We start from the raw sequence: 17,195 nt of genomic DNA, 5'->3' as shown, positions 1-17,195 counted from the left end.
TTGAAGATCATTGAATCTGTTGCTCCTTCAGCGTAGTCCGATCTCAGCCGAATGATCACCCATCAAACAACCTGATCCGCAAGCCCCAATCGTTTGTTCCAAATTGCCAGCTGTTCATTGACGCGATCGAAACCTGTTCCCCCTTCGCTGGTTCGAGCTGCCACCACATTGCGGGGTATTAACGCCTCAAACAAATCAGCCTCGATCGCAGGATGGAACTGCTGCCAACGCTCCAGAGTGAGTTCGCGCAGAAGAACGCCTTCCTGGAGGCAATGTTTCACCACGGCACCAACCAACTGATACGCCTCCCGAAAAGGAACCTGCTTAGCCACGAGATAGTCGGCCACATCAGTGGCATTGGAATAGTCCGAGGCAACAGCCGCCTCGAGGCGTTCGACCCTGAAACTCAAGCCTTCCTGCAGCAAAATCGTCATCGCCTCAAGGCATTGCGATGTGGTGGCCACCACATCGAACAACGCCTCCTTGTCCTCCTGAAAATCTTTGTTGTAGGCCAGTGGTAAGCCCTTAATCATCGTCAGCAGGCCTTGCAAATGGCCGAACACCCGCCCGCATTTGCCACGCACCAATTCTGGAACATCGGGATTCTTTTTCTGCGGCATCAGGCTGCTGCCCGTTGCACAGCGATCAGTGAGCCGTACAAAGCCACATTCCTCTGATGCCCAAAAAATTACCTCCTCAGCAAGACGACTGAGATGAACCATCACCAGTGAGGCCGCGGCCGAAAATTCCACTGTGAAATCACGATCACTGACCGCGTCCAAGCTGTTGGCATAGATGCCGTCGAAACCAAGGGCCGAAGCGGTGCTCCGGCGATCAATCGGTACCGGGGTGCCTGCCAAAGCAGCAGCACCCAGAGGAGAGAGATTCAGGCGTTTACGCAAGTCCGCCATCCGCTGCCGATCCCTCTCCACCATCTCGACATAGGCAAGAAGATGGTGAGCGAGGCAAAGAGGCTGGGCACGCTGGAGATGCGTGTAACCGGGAATCAAGGTGTTGCTGTGAAGGTTGGCTTGGTCAAGCAAGGCGCGCTGAAAGCCGAGCAAAGACTGTTCAAGATCGTCCAAACGCCGCCTAAGCCAAAGCCGCAAATCAGTCCCCACCTGGTCGTTACGACTCCGGCCGGTGTGCAATTTCTTGCCAACCGGACCAAGCAAGGCAATCAGACGTCGCTCAACAGCGAAGTGCACATCTTCATCGTCTAGCCCTGGCAGAAATTGTCCTGATGCCGCTTCCTGGCGGACTTGTTCAAGACCACTCACAAGTTGATCTGCCTCCTCCACCTTGATCACACCGCAGTCAGCAAGCATGCGGGCATGGGCGATCGACCCATCCAGATCCTCTTGAAGAAGAGTGATATCAAAGCCAATCGAAGCATTAAATCGCTCAATCGCCGGATGCAATCCCTGCTCAAACCGGTCACTCCAGGTTGCGGAGCCTCCTCCTGTCACCCCGCCTGCCATGTCACTCTCCTCTGCGCTTGTCCTCAGCTTGTCAGGCCAAAGACCGGGGGACAGACGGCAGCATGATCTCCTCTTTGACCTTGAGCACCACCATCGAGGCATCGTCATCCAACTGACGGGTGGGTCCCACAAAACGATCGAGTCGACTGAACAACTGATCAAGAATCCCTTGGGAACCCGTTCCTGATCGACAAGCTTGTTCGAGCGAGCGCATCAATCGCGCCTCATCAAAACGATCACCTGTGATACCAGGGGCTTCAGTCACTCCATCCGTGTAATACAGAAGAACGTCACCAGGCTCAAGCACAAGCGATTCACAGCCATATTCCGCCTCAGGCTGGAGGCCAATTAGGAGCCCAGGGGCGTCTAATCGCATCAATTTCCGCGATTGGGCACGCCAAATCAACGGTGGGTTATGGGCGGCGTTGGCATAACGCAGGCGCCTGGTACGTGGGTCGAAATCCGAATAAAACAGCGTGACGAACCGATGGGACTGAGACAGGTCCTCCAGCGCTAATTGGTTGAGGTCATAAAGGATGCGATCGGGCGGCAGGCCACTCAAAACCTCTGCTCGCAGCATGCCGCGGAGCATGGTCATCAATAATCCTGCTGGCACCCCCTTACCCATCACATCCCCCATCACGAAGGCCCAACGGCCCCGCTCCCTACGGCGCCCGATCAGTTCTGGACGGGTAGGAATGAAGTCGTAGTAATCACCGCCAACTTGAAAGGCGGGCCGGCAACGCGCCGCAAGATCCACGCCTTCGATGACAGGGCAGTGATCGGGCAACAGCTGAGCCTGAATGTCCGCTCCGATGCTGAGCTGACGATCAACCCGTTCGTGACGACGGGCCTCCTGAAGCATCAAATCATTTTCGATCGCGACCCCAGTGAGGTCAGCCACCAACTGCACATGTCGACGATAGACATCACTCCAAGCGAGAGGGCTCGACGGATTAAACACGTAAAGGCGTCCCCTCGGCCGACCACGAGCGATCAACGACGTTGCAAAAAGACCAGCACTCCCCAGCTGCCGCTGGACCAAGCGATCCATGGCGAGCACAAGGCTTTCGTCGGATCCAAACCCGATCATGTTCCCAGGCTCATGAGCGGCAAGCGCCCGCAACAAGCCCTCCGTGCGTGGACCAGGAAGCATCTGCAGCTGGTCACGCCAAAGGCGTCCGTCGGCCTGAAACGGAACAAGCAGTGAGCCTTGCACCCCCACAAGCCGGGCAGCCACCACCGGGACCAACTCCAAAAAGCGGTTGAGATTGCTGAAGCTGCGCAACGCAAACCCAAGCGACACAAGCAGCTCCTGATTGGAACGCTGCTCCCGCGACATGCTCTCCAACAGCTGCCTTAGCGAGGCTGTAGCCGTCAACGACTGGTTAATTCCACGTTGAGGAGTTGCCGGATGTCGCCATGAAGGTGTGCTGCTCATGGCCTAGCACCCAGCAGAAGGCGCAACGTAGCAAGTTCAACTTGATCAGGCCGCAATGCGAAATGCATTAACGCGATGCCAATAGGGCCTCGACAAACTCAAAACTATTGAAAGGACGAAGATCGCGAATTCCCTCACCAGCTCCAATAAAACGAATCGGCAACTTTGCTTCGGAGGCAACAGCCAGAGCCACACCTCCTCTCGCTGTGCCATCGAGCTTGGTGATCACCACACCTGTGAGCCCAGCAGCACGGGCAAACGCCATCGCCTGCTTCAAACCGTTCTGGCCCTGACTGGCATCCAGCACCAACAACGATTCCACATGCGCTTCGGGAGCAAGACGATCCACCACACGGCGGATCTTTTCAAGCTCCTCCATCAAGTTGTGCTTGGTCTGCAGGCGACCGGCCGTGTCCACCAGAACCAAATCGGTGCCCTTTGAACGGGCAGCGCCGATCGCATCAAACACCACTGCTGCAGGATCCGCATTCGCTGAGGGATTGGCCACAACTGGCACATCACTGCGATCCCCCCACACTTGAACTTGCTGAACAGCTGCGGCACGGAAGGTATCTGCCGCTGCGATTAAGGCGGAATAACCACTGCGAACGGCAAGATTGGCGAGCTTGCCAAGGGTGGTGGTTTTACCGACGCCGTTTACACCAACTAAAAGCCAAACATTCAGGCGATCCCTTTGAGGAGCAAGGACGTGAACGGCACTTGCCTTGATTGGCTCATCGAGAAGATCGCGAAGTTGTTCCTTCAGAAAGCGAATGCCTTCACTGGGATCGACGACCTGTTCGTTCATCCGCTGCCGCAAGGCATCCAGCACCTGATCCGTGGCCTGAACGCCCGCATCCGCCCTCAATAAAAGCGATTCGAGGTCGTCAAGCACCTCTGGGGTCAATGGATCGTCGCCCAGGTTCTCCAGCAGACCGGTAACAAAGCCTTGGCGGGTTTTCTCCATGCCCTGGCGAAGTCGCCCTAACCAATCGATCTCCTCGAGGGTGACCTGCTCGGCGCTACGCCCTTGGGCCGCTAAGACTTCAGCCGACCAAGTGAATGCATCGTCAAAGTCTCCGAGCCTGGGTTCATCCTGATCAATCTTGGGAGCCGCTTGGGCTGCGGCTGGAACAACGGGAACCAGTTCAGGCTCAGCAGGTTGCACTAGCTCCTGCTGACGCTGATCCCGCTGGGCAGCTGCCTGTTCAAGAAAAGACAGGGCCGGGGCAGGAGGCGTAGGAGCAGATGGAGGTGCTGGAGGCGCAGGAGCGGGAACAACAGCTGGCTCAACCGAGGGAGCTTTCAGTGCAGGAGCTGCGTCTGGTGGAGCAACAACAGAAGGGATAACAACTTGGGGAACAGTCGCTGCTGGCGACTCCATGACTGGAGCCACAACCACGTTTTGTGCGGGCGTCGAATCAGCCTGAACTGTCTTAGAGGCCTCAGCGGCCTCAGCTTTCTGGGCTTTTAAACGTGCATAGGCCTGACGTGCCCACTCAAGAGAATCGTCTTCCGGTTCTGACGCTTGCGCATCTGCTGGTTGCGTTGCAGAAGGTTGAGGTGCAGAAGATCGAGGTGCGGAAGACTGATCGGGTTGACCCTCTTGATCCACTGGGGGGTTAGCTGGGGTTTCAGGAGGAACGGATCCGCGATTAAACCAGTCGTAGACCATGATTTCAGGACAACACCAGTGAAGGGGCGTTCTGCAGACGACGCAGCACACCATTAATCATCTTTCGTCCCTGCTCGTCACTGAAGCGATGGGCTAATTCAACAGCTTCGTTGCAAGCCACCGCCGCAGGGGTATTGAGTTCGGAAAGATCAATCACGGCCAGGCGCAAAATATCGCGATCAATGCGTGGTAATCGGGTGAGGCGCCAGCCCTCCATCACACCATCGAGCAACTGATCAATCGCTTTGCGCTTCTTTAGAACGAACGTCACGCGCTGCATGGCCTCGCGACGCACCTGATCTTGATTGGATAAGGCCAGTAAGCGGGGCAACTCAAGACTGGCTGAAAGACCATTTAGAACCTGTTCGGCCCCAGTGAGAGACGACTGCAACGACTCACGAACCGAAGCTTGATCGGAGGAAGAACCATCCTTCAATTCACTGTCAAGCAAGTGTTGCTGAGCTTTTTCCAGATCTCCAGCACAACAGTCCAGGACTTCTGTCCAGTGCTGCATCAAGCTATCAAGGGCTTTTTGGAGCAAGCTGTCCAGGGAGAGATCGGGGGGATCATCCACCCGCTCAGGGCATTGACCGAGCACCAGTAGCGCTAGTTCACGGGACAGAGATCGGGACTGCATGGACATACGGCCGAGTCGGGTTCAGGCTCCAGTGGTGGACGACGACGGTGAACCAGAACCTCTCAGCTGAGAGATCAGGCTGGAAAAACTTCGATTCACAGGGGCTTCACGCTCATCAGGATTCACAATGCCAGCGGAAATGATCGTTCGGAACGCATCTTCAACTGAAATGTCCAGATCTTTGACAGATGTTTCGGGAACCAGGGTGTACCAGCCTGTTGTGGGGTTTGGTGCTGTGGGGATAAACACACTGAGGAGAGGCTCAGTGAGCTCAGCTTGGAGGGAAGGACCCACCACACCGGTCACAAAACCCACGCTGTAGAGACCCTCACGGGGGTATTCCACTAACACCACACGCCGAAACCGCTGAGAGTTGTCTCTCAAAAATGTGGCGAGCAGCTGTTTCAAGGTTTTATAAACCGAGCCAGCAAGAGGAATGCGTTGCAGGGTTTCTTCGCCAAACTCAAGCAACCAGCGACCGACGATGTTCCTCGCCATCAGGCCGATGAGCAAAATTGCGAAGAGCGGCACCGTTAACCCAAGCGCCAGGTTGATCAAATCCTGGAGAAGAGGATTGAGGGTGATAAACGGGTTGAATTGCTTGGGAATCGACGTGAGAAAAGCCAGCACGAACCGACTGACCGTTGTGGCTAACCAAATCGTGGTTGCGAGTGGAATGACCACCAACAAACCAGCGATTAAATCGTTTTTCAGATCTTGCTGAAGCCTGGCGCTAAGCGGCAGGTCAGGTCTTGGATTGGACTGCACCAAGGAACGCCTGTGGCCTAAGGCTGACGTGATCTCACCAACCTAACCAGCAGATCGTTAGATCACGGCCGCCAGAGCCAAGAGCACGAAAGCAACGGCAAGTATCACCGCACTCAATGTGCCGCCGAAGCGACGCTGATTGACAGCAAGGTTGCGCTGACGTTCCCCCTGCTTGATCTGCTGTTCCATCTGCGCCAGCTGCTTCTCGATGAAAGCCTGAGCAGCTTTGACCTTGTCATCCTCACTGGCGTCAGCAGGCAACTGTCCTGCCTGGGAAAGCTGATTGCCCAGCATCTTCACGTTCTCGGGATTAGCCGATTGCTGGCGAGCCATCTCCAACTGACCCTTTTGCTGCTCAAGCGTTTGATCCGATTCACCCGAGAGGTTCTGATTGCCTGAGATCGAGACAGGAACGACCACGATCATCAAAATCGCCAACAACGCAGAGATCACGCAAACCAGCCAACGAATCGGAGGTCTTGCCGTCTCCGGTTGGTCAAGGCGCGAGCCCAGAAGCATGAGCAAAAGACCGATCAGCCCCATGGGGGCTTGATTCACTAAACGCTCAATCAACAGTTGCTTAAAGATGCCATCAGCCCAATCGGCGGCACTTAGCAGCACAGCCATCTGCAATGCCAGCAGCACAACCAGGGTGATGCCCAACCACCTCAGAACAAACGACAGTCGTAAGGATTGAGAACCCGATGGGGATGCGGACACGTATGGATACTTAAAGGTAATTAATTTTACGGCCCGTTTCCGTGACGTCCTCCGCTGGACAACCCCAACTCAGTGCGGCTCTCAAGGAACGTGCCCGCCTGGAAGGATTCGATCCTGTTGGGATCGCATGTTTACCGGGAAGTTCAAGACTGCAGATGCGGACAGCAGCTTTACAGCGGTGGCTTGACGCTGGTTTTCAAGCCGAAATGGGCTGGATGGCAGCTCCGCGAAGACTTGACGCGAGAACACTTCTCGATGGAGCTCGAAGCTTGCTTGCCGTTGGGCTGAATTACTACGTCTCCGAATCGCGCCAACCCAACAGCCTTGCCATCGCTCGCTACGCATGGGGGCGTGACTACCACCGCGTCGTCAACCAAAGGCTGCGCCGCGTTGGCCGCTGGCTTGAAACACAAAGGCCCGAATCGCGCTGGCGGGTTTGCGTGGATGCCGAACCCCTACTGGATAAGGCATGGGCGGAAGAGGCCGGTCTGGGATGGATTGGCAAACACAGCAACGTGATTCATCGGCAGCGAGGGTCGTGGATGGTGATCGGCCACCTGATCAGCACAGAAGATTTAGTGGCGGATCAGCCAGCTCAACCTCGTTGCGGCAGCTGCAGAGCGTGCATGGACGCCTGCCCTACAGACGCCATACGGGAGCCGTTCGTCGTTGATTCACGGCGATGCATCGCCTATCACACGATTGAAAACCGAGATGAGCAGCTCCCAGAACGGATTAAGGCTGGGATGGGTCCATGGGTCGCTGGCTGTGATATCTGCCAGGACGTCTGTCCGTTTAATCACACGGAGCTCCCATCGAGTCAAGATCCCGAGGTCCAGCCCCGTCCCTGGGTTTTGGATCTAAGCGCTGCGCAGGTTGAACAGTGGAGTCCAGCAACCTGGGATCAAAAGTTGCGCGGATCCGCACTCAGACGCATCAAACCTTGGATGTGGAGACGCAATGCCGCCTCAGCAAAGTCAGTAGATCCACCTACTGTGTCTTCATCTGAGACCTGTTGATGGGCTTCCATCGGCGTTCAAGCCAATCCTTCAATCAAGCTTTGGTGTTAGCCGCACTGATGAGCGCGATTGGTCTGTGCAGCGCTGAACCCGCCAAAGCCTTCATCCCCTATGTGTTCACGCCCAGCACACAAGAATTAGAAGGTGCGGGGATCGGCATCGGTCGCACGGCAGCGCAATTAATAAGTCTTGGACAACCCAAAGAAGCCGCCCGCTTAGCCGCTCTAGCTGTGCGTCTACAACCCAACGATGAGAGGCTCTGGTCTGTACTGGCTGAAGCGCAACTACGGAGCGAACAAATCGATGAGGCAGCTGAATCCCTAGCCCGCGCAAAATCACTCAACCCAAATAATGCAGGACTTTGGTTCGCAGAAGCATCCTTAGCACTGCGTGCCAACCGTCCGGATGACGCCATCCCACTGTTGGATCGCGGTCTCAGTCTGGATCCCAAAAACGCAACCGCCTACTTCGATCTTGGCAACGCCAGGGTGATGCAATCCGATCAAAAACGAGCCCTCAAGGCTTTTGAGCGCGCAACAGCGATTAAGCCCAGTTTTTGGGAAGCCTTAAACAACCAAAGCCTGGTGTTGTTTGAAATGGGAAACACCAAGGAAGCCATTCGACGCTGGCGTTCCGTCTTAGCGATCAATGCCAACCCAGAGCCGATGCTGGCCTTAGCTGCGGCGTTGAACAACGTGAATCCTGGAGATCAGGAATCATTGAAGCTCGCTCAACAAGCCCTTGCCGAATCTCCGAATTACGTTCTGCCTGGCCACCAAAAAAAACAATTATGGGGAGTGAAATTACGGCTAGCTACAGCTGAACTTTTCAACAATCCCAGCCTTCAAAACGCCGTGGAACGTGCCGAGGCGAATGCAGATCCAAAAAGCGCTAGTTAACCAAAACTCTGGTCAAGCAGGAGAAGATCTGTAGGCTGACACTCGACTGCCCTCTTATTTCCCTGCAGGATGGCCGAGGAGCGCGTTCAATCGATCGCCCTGCATCACGAGATGCAGCGCTCATATCTCGAATACGCGATGAGCGTGATCGTGGGCCGAGCGCTTCCTGATGTGCGTGATGGACTGAAGCCTGTCCAACGCAGAATTCTGTTTGCGATGCATGAACTGGGGCTCACCCCAGATCGCCCCTATCGGAAATGTGCCCGCGTCGTCGGCGACGTGCTTGGTAAATACCACCCCCATGGTGATCAAGCGGTTTATGACGCCCTAGTGCGGCTGGTCCAAACCTTTTCTAGCCGTCACCCTTTACTCGATGGTCACGGCAACTTTGGCTCGGTGGATGACGATCCTCCTGCGGCCATGCGTTACACCGAGACGCGGCTAGCGCGAATCTCCCACGAAGGGTTGCTCGATGAAATTGGCGACGACACCGTCGATTTCGCTTCCAACTTTGATGGGTCCCAACAGGAACCTACGGTTCTTCCCGCCCAGCTTCCCTTTTTACTGCTGAATGGCTGCTCGGGCATCGCTGTTGGCATGGCCACCAGCATCCCTCCCCACAACCTCGGCGAGGTGGTGGACGGTTTAATTGCTCTCGTTCAAAACCCCGATCTAAGCGAAGAAGAAGTCCTAAAGCTGATCCCTGGGCCCGATTTCCCTACGGGTGGAGAAGTGCTTCTTGGAAGCGGCGTGCGCGAAACATATTTAAGAGGCCGAGGCAGCATTCCCATGCGAGGCGTGGCCCATGTTGAGGAGGTGCATCCCGGCAAAGGAAAGCATCGGCGGAACGCTGTGATCGTGACCGAGCTCCCTTACCAGCTGAGCAAGGCCGGCTGGATTGAAAAACTGGCTGAGTACGTCAACGACGGAAAGATTGGTGGCATTGCCGATATCCGTGATGAAAGCGACCGCGAAGGAATGCGCGTGGTGGTGGAACTCCGCCGTGATGCCGATCCAGAAACAGTGCTCACTGACTTGCAACGGCGCACGTCACTGCAAAGCAACTTCGGCGCGATCCTGCTGGCCCTGGTCGATGGCAGACCGCAGCAACTAACGCTGCGGCAGCTGCTCCAAACCTTCCTGGATTACAGAGAGCTCACGATCATTCGGCGTACTAACCATGCCCTGCGCAAAACGGAAGATCGGCTTGAAGTGGTGGAGGGCCTAACCACAGCCCTCGCATCGCTGCAACAGGTGATTGCGATGATCCAGGAAGCAAGAGATGCGGCCAAGGCACGAGCCAGCTTGATGGTGCATTTCGATCTGAGCGAACGGCAGGCTGATGCTGTGCTGGCCATGCCATTGCGCAGGCTCACAGGCTTGGAACAGGAAAGCCTGCGTAAGGAGGCAGACGATCTTCGCAAAGAGAGACAACGACTCACCCTGCTGCTGGAAAACCGCGATCAATTGCTTGATGCCCTGATCCAGGAACTGCGCCAACTGAAAAAACGCTTTGCAACGCCAAGACGCACCCGGCTGGTAGAGGGCGGTGACCACCTGCTTGCCGAGCGGGCCGCCAGTCAAAGACCCAATGCCGAATTACAGAGGCGCCAGGCCCTGGATGCCCTCCCTAGCGATTCAAGACTGCTGATTCAAGACGATGGTCAGGTGAAAATCGTCAGTCCTCAGCTGCTGGGACGACTGCATCTCAACGATCCTGTTCCGATGGGAGATGAACCATCTCCGGCCCTGATCAGCCTGCCAATCCAGCCGCCGCCGCGACTGTTGGCTGTGACCGTAAATGGTCGTGTCGCGCTTGTGCGCTGGGAATTTGCAGGGCAACAACAAGGAACCTTGGAGCGATTCCTACCCACAGCCCTTGAAGGCGATGAGGTGGTGTCCCTCTTGCCTTTGCCCAATCCAGAGGATCGCAACGCCAATGAAACCAAATCCCTGGGCCTGTTGACCAGTGATGGCCGGTTCAAACGGCTCCCTCTCAAGGACATCCAGGAATTGTCGGGGCGAGCTGCCACCGTTTTAAAACTGAAGGAAGGCGTGAGCCTGAAAGCGGCCTTGATCTGTCAAGACGGGGCTGATGTAGCCGTCATCAGCGACATCGGCAGGATTCTTCGTCTGCAAGTAAGGGAGACCAATCTGCCGTTGATGGGCAAGTTGGCCCAAGGACCGATCACCATGCGTTTGCTCCCTGGCGAACAGCTGGTCACCGCAATCGCCGGGCACGCTGAACGACCTACAACCATCCTGCTGGCGAGCCAAACAGGACATCTGCACTGGTTTGAACTCACGACCATCCGGCTCTGCAAACGGGGCGATCTCGGTGAAATCGGCTGGGAACTGAATTCAGAATCGACCAGTGGAACGGATCGAATTGCAGCAGCTTGCCTCGCCGATTCCCTGATTGGTGTGGTGACGTCAAACGGTCGCCACGGACGACTGAAAGTGCACGAGGAGAATCAGCTCATGCTCAAAGACAACGAATCAATCCTGCGGTTGGTGCCCCTAATCAGCTGATCAGAGATGCGTTGCTGCCACCCCTGCTGGTTCAAGCATTAATTTGCTCGCTTTGATCGAGGCATCCATCGGAACCGGGTAGTTCCCATCGAAGCAAGCCGTACAGAAATGTTCCGACTGAGCATGCGCAGCTTCCACCATTCCCTCCTTGCTGAGATAAGCCAGTGAATCCACCTTGAGATGCTCCTCAATCTCTTTAAGCGTGAGTCGAGCAGCGATCAACTGATCCTGCGTATCGGTATCGATGCCGTAAAAACAGGGATGGGTCACCGGGGGGGAACTAATGCGCATGTGCACCTCAATGGCACCTGCATCACGAAGAGCCTGAACCAATTTTTTACTGGTCGTTCCACGAACAATCGAGTCATCAATCACCAGAACACGTTTGCCGTTTAAAACATCTGGAAGTGGATTGAGCTTCACGCGAATCCCGGCCTCACGCATCGCCTGGGTCGGCTGGATGAAGGTTCGGCCGACGTAGCGGTTTTTAATCAATCCATCGGCATAGGGAATGCCACTGCTCTGGGAATAACCGATCGCAGCTGGAATTCCGGAATCAGGGACACCAATCACGAGGTCCGCCTCAACAGCCGATTCACGGGCCAGGATCTGGCCGATGCGCTGTCGATAGCTGTAGAGCGATTCACCGAAGAAACGACTATCCGGACGAGCGAAATAGATCATTTCAAACACGCACATCCGAGTGGTGGGTTCAATCCAGCGATGACGTTCTGGTGTGGGATCCCCACAACGAAACACCACTAATTCGCCAGGTTCAACATCGGCAACGAACGGAGAACCAATGATGTCGAGACCACAGGTTTCACTACTGAGAACCCAGTGCCCAAGGTCGTGATCACCGAGGTAGCCATACACCAGCGGTCGAATCCCATAACCATCACGCAAGCCATACAGGGCATCTGACGTTCCAATCACCAAGCTGAAAGCCCCTTGGCACTGGGATGCGGCCGCCTTAATCCCTTCTGTCCAATCCAAGCCCCCATCCACAGCTTGTTGAACCGCGTAAGCGATCAACTCCGAATCCGTGGTGGACGTGAACTCCACTTCACCGTCATCCACCTGAGCTCGCAGCTCTGCTGCATTCACAAGATTGCCGTTATGTGCCAGCGCAAAAGGGCCGAGACGGGTCATCAGGACCACGGGTTGGGCATTGCAAACCTTGCTACTCCCGGTGGTGGAATAACGGTTATGGCCAACGGCTAAACCACCAGGCATGCGCTCGAGCACCTCCTGATCAAACACCTGGCTGACCAAGCCCATGTCCTTATGGAGCTTGACCTTTCCCTCATTGAAAACAGCAATGCCAGCGGATTCCTGACCCCGATGCTGCAGGGCGTAAAGACCGAAATAAACCAGGTTCGCCACCGGCTGCTCTAAGGCCTGAACAGCGAAAACACCGCAGGCTTCTTCCATGCGATCGGGACGCTCTATCGCGAGCTGATGCACCGGTCGCCTCGACTTCGGATGGGTCTCCAGATTCTGCATCAAACCGCTCCAAGGCGACGGGGAACTGCTTGTTCGTATTGCTCTCGAAGCGTCTCAACGGAAAGATCAATCACTGGATATTTCCCAACCGCTAACCGGAAACAACCATGGTCGGCAACAGTTCCGATCTCGGTCACAGGAACACTTTGATGCTCTTGCGAGGCCACTAAGGCTTGCCAAGCATGGCGCTGTTCTGCACGAACCGAAACAACGATGCGTGCACCACCCTCGGCAAACAAAACACGATCCAAGCGAGCAGACCCATGCGGCAGGTTGAGATCTACACCAAGGCCAGAGGCCAGGGCACTTTCCGCAAGCGCTACGGCCAAACCACCATCACTGCTGTCATGGGCTGACGCCAATACGCCCTGGGAAAACGCCTGACGGACCAAGGCTTGAACTTGACCTTCCAACTCCAGATCCACGCTCGGGGGCCTGCCAGTCAGCAACCCATGAACAACGCCCTGATAGCTGCTGCCCGCCAAACCAAGGCCTTCATTTCCCTCCTCATCTGTGGAGACACCAAGCAACACAACAAGATCACCAGGTTGACGCCAAGCCAAACCTCCGGAGCGATCGAGATCTTCCACCAGTCCCACCATGCCAATGACAGGCGTGGGATGAATGGGCTGAAGAGTGCCATCATCTGCCCTGGTTTCGTTGTAGAGAGAAACGTTGCCACCGGTCACAGGGGTGCCCAAGGCACGACAGGCATGGGATAGGCCTCGGCATGCCATCGCCAATTGCCAATACCCCTTAGGGGTTTCTGGAGATGGGAAGTTCAGGTTGTCGGTCACAGCGATCGGCTGGGCTCCAACACAGCTGAGATTGCGGGCTGCCTCAGCCACCGCTGCGATCGCTCCCCGCTCTGGGTCAAGCGCCACCCAGCGATTGGGACAATCCAAGGTGGCCGCAACGCCGCGCTGAGACGTTTTCAGCGACGCTTCACCCTGTTGAGGACGAAGACGAACCACCGCAGCATCAGCGCCACCGGCTCGAATCACCGTATTGGCCAAGACCTGCTGATCGTATTGGCGATAGATCCAGCGCTTGCTGGCAATCGTGGGGTCATCAAGCAAACGCAACAGATCCGCATTCCAATCGCGATCGCTGGCGGGACTAGGAAGATCTGCTTCACGCCAGGTCCAGTGCGTCTGGATGTCGTCTGGTGGCTCAGAGAGAAGCTCGTGCTGATTGATCGGGGTGTCTTCTGCCAAGGCACGGGCCGGTACTTCTGCCGCTACCGCACCGTGTTGCAACACCCTCACCACTCGCTCCTCCAAAACCCGACCGACGACCGCCGCCTGAAGTCCCCAACGCCGGAAACGCTGCATCAGTTGCTCCTCCCGACCCGAACGCACAACAAACAACATGCGCTCTTGAGATTCCGAAAGCAGGAATTCGTAGGCGGTCATGCCGTGTTCTCTTGCGGGCACCAGATCTAGGTCCAACTCAACCCCCACATCTCCCTTGGCAGCCATCTCCGAACAACTACAGGTGAGACCTGCAGCACCCATATCCTGCGCGGCAACCACATCCCCGCTCTGAAAAGCTTCCAGGCAAGCCTCAATCAAGCCCTTCTCAAGAAAGGGATCTCCAACCTGCACCGCAGGGCGATCATCCAGTGAATCCGCACTGAGCTCAGCGCTCGCAAAACTGGCGCCTCCCATGCCATCCCTGCCCGTGGTGCTCCCCACATACACCACAGGATTGCCCACACCAGCGGCTCCGGAGCGGACGATGTCATCCGTTTCCATTAGGCCCAAGGCCATGGCGTTCACCAAAGGGTTGCCCTGATAAGACGGATCGAAGGCCACCTCTCCGCCCACGGTGGGCACGCCAACGCAATTGCCGTAATGGGCAATGCCAGCCACAACCCCTTCCACTAATCCACGGGTGGCTGGTTCGTCGAGTGGTCCAAAACGCAAGGCATTCAGCAACGCAATCGGCCTGGCACCCATCGTGAAAATGTCACGCAGGATGCCACCAACCCCGGTGGCAGCGCCTTGAAAAGGCTCAACAGCTGAAGGGTGGTTATGGCTTTCAACTTTGAACGCCAAACGGTGACCTTCACCCAGATCCACCACGCCGGCGTTCTCTCCAGGACCCACAAGAATGCGTGGGCCTTCCGTTGGGAAACCACTCAACAGGGGTCTGGAATTGCGGTAACAGCAATGCTCCGACCACATCACACCAAACATGCCCAACTCAGCGCGGTTGGGATCCCGTCCCAGACGACGCTGTATTTCGCTGTAATCCGTTTCGGAGAGCCCTTCCTGGCGCAGAGCTGCCCCAAGATCAAATGCCGCAACCGCTTGAGAGGACTGGGTCACAACCGATGACTCATCTGTACCCAGTGTTGCCGACGATCAGACCCAAGGATCTTCCTCGTGATCGTGCCAATCATTTCGATCCGACGGATCCTTTCGATCGGAACGGCCACGCTCAACCCGGGGATCATCGGGCCAATCGGCATCGTCCCAGTTCTCTAGTGGGTCCAGAGCAGGAGATACTGCTGTGGGATAGGAAGACGCAACGTCAGAGGCCCCAGGATGCTCGTCCCAAGGCGGTTCTTCTAACCATCCCTCCAGGCGCTCACCAGCGCGATCTCCAAACTGCTGAAGCTGTTCCCTCCACTGCCTTGAGCGCTGAAGAAAATCCTGACGAACACTGGCCCTAGCTAGAGGTAAATCATCGAGTTCATGGATAGCCGTTGACACCAAGCCGGGCTGTTGGTCCACGATTCGATCTGGCAACAAGCGCCAACGACTGCTTCCAGGCAGGCGAGGATCACTCCGTGCCACGAGGTAATGACTGATCTGCCCGCTTGCTGGCAAGAAAGCCAAATCGGCAATGATGCCGACCCTCTCTCCATCAGCGTTGAGAAGATCGGCATCCATAAGGGTTGGCAACCGATCCAAGGTGATCTGATCGGCTTCTGCTGGAGCTCCCTTCACAAAGACCTGTTGATCGTCGAATCCACGACATTGATCAAGACGCCAAACATCTCGGCTTGTACGCAACGCAGACGGGCGACTCACCCAGCCGAGCAGACGATGCACAGGTGGGTGCATCCACGCCATGATCCCTGGCCCATGATCAAGGCCCTGATCACAGCGCACCCGGTGGTGCAACAGATCGCTCAAGAGGAGCTGGTCCGGAACAGTCAAGGCGTCGTGAACGGTTTCAAGAACGGATCTGAACAGGCATCACCAGGTAGGTGAGGCCTGGATCATCATTAGAGGGTGTGAGGATTGCCGGCGTCGTTGGGGCGTTGCAAGACAACCTGACGCGATCACAATCCATCGCTTTGAGGCCATCCAGCACGTATCGCACGTTGAAGGCAATTTGCACGGCATCGCCGTTGATCTCGGCCGGTAAAGACTCAGAGCCACTACCGACGTCTTGGGCATCAGCACTGATCTGAACCAACCCCGTGGCTGGCTCAGTAGCGATCCGGACCACATTGTTGTGTTGGTCAGCCAAGACGGCGATGCGCTCCAACGCGGAAATAAAAGCCCTCCGATCGAGATCAATCGTGCGGCTAAAACCATCGGGAATCAGCTGACGGTAATTGGGATAGGTCCCTTCCAGGGTTCGGCTTGTCACCATTTGATCAGCGGCGAGCACTACGACCTGACCGCGCTCACAAAACAGACTGACTGGATCATTTCCTTTCCAGCTCGCCATTAATCGCTCCACCTCACGCAGAGAGCGTGCTGGAAGCGTGACGGCTAGTTCGTCCGGCTCAGACTCGTCAGCAGTGATTTCGGTCTGCAAGGCGTCCTCAACCGTCAACATCGCCAAGCGATGCCCATCGGTGGATGCGGCCTCCAAACGTTTCTGATTGAAGCGGAGATGGACTCCTGTGAGGAGCTGTTTCGCCTCATCAGCACTACTCGCAAACAAGGTTGCACGTAGGGCTTTCAGAAGAGATGAGGGATCCACGCGCAAGGCTGTTCCGTTTTCCACGAGCGGGAGCTCGGGAAAATCATCAGCAGGCATTCCGCGCATTTGATAGCTGCCGCTGGAGCTAGTGAGCTCGACCTGGTCAGCGCCCGTATCACTGGACAATGACACCGGCGAATCACTGGACAACTTGGAGACGATTTCGCCAAGCAAACGGGCGGGCAAAGTCACTGCACCACTGCTGTCGACAGACGCAGGGAGTGACGTCTGAATTCCCAAATTCAGATCAAATCCGGTGAGGCTGAGCCGATCCGTGCCGGCATCGGCTGTGAGCAAAACATTGGCCAACACTGGATGGGTTGGTCGCGAGGCGACAGCGCGACTGACCAACTGCAGAGCTGCGTTGAGTTCTGCCTGGGAACAGACCAATTTCATGAGGTCCGAGCCAACGGCGGGAACAAATCTCTCCTAACGATTTCACAGGCTCGGGAGAAGTGCAATGGTTTCCCCTTTTTTTCCTGTTCCCCGGCTTTAGGGCTGTTTTTATTCTTTTAAAAGAACTACTAAAACAGCCGTAGTAGGTCTTGTGGAAACGGGGGAAACAAGCT

The 17,195-nt window shown here is 56.1% G+C and carries 13 protein-coding genes; 3 read left to right on the top strand and 10 right to left on the bottom strand.

Annotation, left to right across the window (positions count from 1 at the left end; genetic code table 11):
* Positions 1 to 62 precede the first annotated feature (62 nt).
* From argH to SynPROS91_RS00040, 6 genes are all read right to left on the bottom strand, one after another.
* Positions 63 to 1,481, bottom strand: a complete 1,419-nt coding sequence (gene argH / locus SynPROS91_RS00065) for an argininosuccinate lyase (RefSeq protein WP_186517294.1) — start codon at positions 1,479 to 1,481, stop codon at positions 63 to 65.
* 31 nt (positions 1,482 to 1,512) lie between these two features.
* Complete coding sequence (locus SynPROS91_RS00060; protein ID WP_186517292.1) at positions 1,513 to 2,922, bottom strand: PP2C family protein-serine/threonine phosphatase; 1,410 nt, start codon at positions 2,920 to 2,922, stop codon at positions 1,513 to 1,515.
* A 67-nt stretch (positions 2,923 to 2,989) separates the two neighbouring features.
* The gene (gene ftsY / locus SynPROS91_RS00055) at positions 2,990 to 4,597 is read right to left on the bottom strand and encodes a signal recognition particle-docking protein FtsY (RefSeq protein ID WP_186517290.1); all 1,608 of its coding nucleotides are present in this window, start codon (positions 4,595 to 4,597) and stop codon (positions 2,990 to 2,992) included.
* 4 nt (positions 4,598 to 4,601) lie between these two features.
* Complete coding sequence (nusB, locus tag SynPROS91_RS00050) at positions 4,602 to 5,234, bottom strand: transcription antitermination factor NusB (RefSeq protein ID WP_186517288.1); 633 nt, start codon at positions 5,232 to 5,234, stop codon at positions 4,602 to 4,604.
* Between the two features lie 21 nt (positions 5,235 to 5,255).
* Positions 5,256 to 6,005 (bottom strand): DUF502 domain-containing protein, encoded by a 750-nt coding sequence (locus SynPROS91_RS00045; protein ID WP_186517286.1) that lies wholly within the window; start codon positions 6,003 to 6,005, stop codon positions 5,256 to 5,258.
* Positions 6,006 to 6,059: 54 nt separating this feature from the next.
* Entirely contained in the window at positions 6,060 to 6,722 is a 663-nt protein-coding gene (locus tag SynPROS91_RS00040) for an HpsJ family protein (RefSeq protein WP_186517284.1), read from the bottom strand.
* A gap of 41 nt (positions 6,723 to 6,763) precedes the next feature.
* Here SynPROS91_RS00040 and queG point away from each other — a divergent pair, with 41 nt between their 5' ends.
* The 3 genes from queG to SynPROS91_RS00025 all read left to right on the top strand — a co-directional run bounded on the left by queG (position 6,764) and on the right by SynPROS91_RS00025 (position 11,172).
* On the top strand, positions 6,764 to 7,741 hold the full coding sequence (gene queG, locus SynPROS91_RS00035; protein WP_186517282.1) for a tRNA epoxyqueuosine(34) reductase QueG: 978 nt from the start codon (positions 6,764 to 6,766) through the stop codon (positions 7,739 to 7,741).
* Positions 7,741 to 8,640 carry a tetratricopeptide repeat protein gene (locus SynPROS91_RS00030; RefSeq protein WP_186517280.1) on the top strand — a complete coding sequence of 300 codons (900 nt, stop codon included), beginning with the start codon at positions 7,741 to 7,743 and terminating at the stop codon, positions 8,638 to 8,640. Before queG ends, SynPROS91_RS00030 begins: the two co-directional genes overlap by 1 nt.
* 69 nt (positions 8,641 to 8,709) lie before the next feature.
* Positions 8,710 to 11,172 carry a DNA topoisomerase (ATP-hydrolyzing) subunit A gene (locus tag SynPROS91_RS00025; RefSeq protein WP_186517278.1) on the top strand — a complete coding sequence of 821 codons (2,463 nt, stop codon included), beginning with the start codon at positions 8,710 to 8,712 and terminating at the stop codon, positions 11,170 to 11,172.
* Here the strand turns inward: SynPROS91_RS00025 and purF are convergent, their stop codons facing one another.
* The 4 genes from purF to dnaN are packed head-to-tail and all read right to left on the bottom strand — an operon-like array spanning position 11,173 to position 17,022.
* On the bottom strand, positions 11,173 to 12,678 hold the full coding sequence (purF, locus tag SynPROS91_RS00020; RefSeq protein WP_186517276.1) for an amidophosphoribosyltransferase: 1,506 nt from the start codon (positions 12,676 to 12,678) through the stop codon (positions 11,173 to 11,175). It lies immediately after the preceding gene.
* Positions 12,678 to 15,011: a phosphoribosylformylglycinamidine synthase subunit PurL gene (gene purL / locus SynPROS91_RS00015; RefSeq protein ID WP_186517274.1), complete on the bottom strand. Its 2,334-nt coding sequence runs from the start codon at positions 15,009 to 15,011 to the stop codon at positions 12,678 to 12,680. The genes purF and purL overlap by 1 nt, the downstream gene beginning before the upstream one ends.
* A 36-nt stretch (positions 15,012 to 15,047) precedes the next feature.
* Positions 15,048 to 15,848: an RNA methyltransferase gene (locus SynPROS91_RS00010; protein ID WP_186517272.1), complete on the bottom strand. Its 801-nt coding sequence runs from the start codon at positions 15,846 to 15,848 to the stop codon at positions 15,048 to 15,050.
* A 16-nt stretch (positions 15,849 to 15,864) separates the two neighbouring features.
* Entirely contained in the window at positions 15,865 to 17,022 is a 1,158-nt protein-coding gene (dnaN, locus tag SynPROS91_RS00005; RefSeq protein ID WP_186517270.1) for a DNA polymerase III subunit beta, read from the bottom strand.
* Between the last annotated feature and the right edge of the window lie 173 nt (positions 17,023 to 17,195).

Origin of the sequence: Synechococcus sp. PROS-9-1 (assembly GCF_014279775.1) — a bacterium.
Taxonomy (GTDB): Bacteria; Cyanobacteriota; Cyanobacteriia; order PCC-6307; family Cyanobiaceae; genus Synechococcus_C.
This window is presented reverse-complemented; position numbering and strand designations above follow the sequence as displayed.

Excerpts from the sequence above, each read along its gene's own strand:
- SynPROS91_RS00060 (WP_186517292.1), bottom strand. The coding sequence starts at position 2,922 with ATGAGCAGCACACCTTCATGGCGACATCCGGCAACTCCTCAACGTGGA.
- dnaN (WP_186517270.1), bottom strand. The coding sequence starts at position 17,022 with ATGAAATTGGTCTGTTCCCAGGCAGAACTCAACGCAGCTCTGCAGTTG.
- SynPROS91_RS00025 (WP_186517278.1), top strand. The coding sequence starts at position 8,710 with ATGGCCGAGGAGCGCGTTCAATCGATCGCCCTGCATCACGAGATGCAG.
- purF (WP_186517276.1), bottom strand. The coding sequence starts at position 12,678 with ATGCAGAATCTGGAGACCCATCCGAAGTCGAGGCGACCGGTGCATCAG.
- ftsY (WP_186517290.1), bottom strand. The coding sequence starts at position 4,597 with ATGGTCTACGACTGGTTTAATCGCGGATCCGTTCCTCCTGAAACCCCA.
- SynPROS91_RS00030 (WP_186517280.1), top strand. The coding sequence starts at position 7,741 with ATGGGCTTCCATCGGCGTTCAAGCCAATCCTTCAATCAAGCTTTGGTG.
- argH (WP_186517294.1), bottom strand. The coding sequence starts at position 1,481 with ATGGCAGGCGGGGTGACAGGAGGAGGCTCCGCAACCTGGAGTGACCGG.
- nusB (WP_186517288.1), bottom strand. The coding sequence starts at position 5,234 with ATGCAGTCCCGATCTCTGTCCCGTGAACTAGCGCTACTGGTGCTCGGT.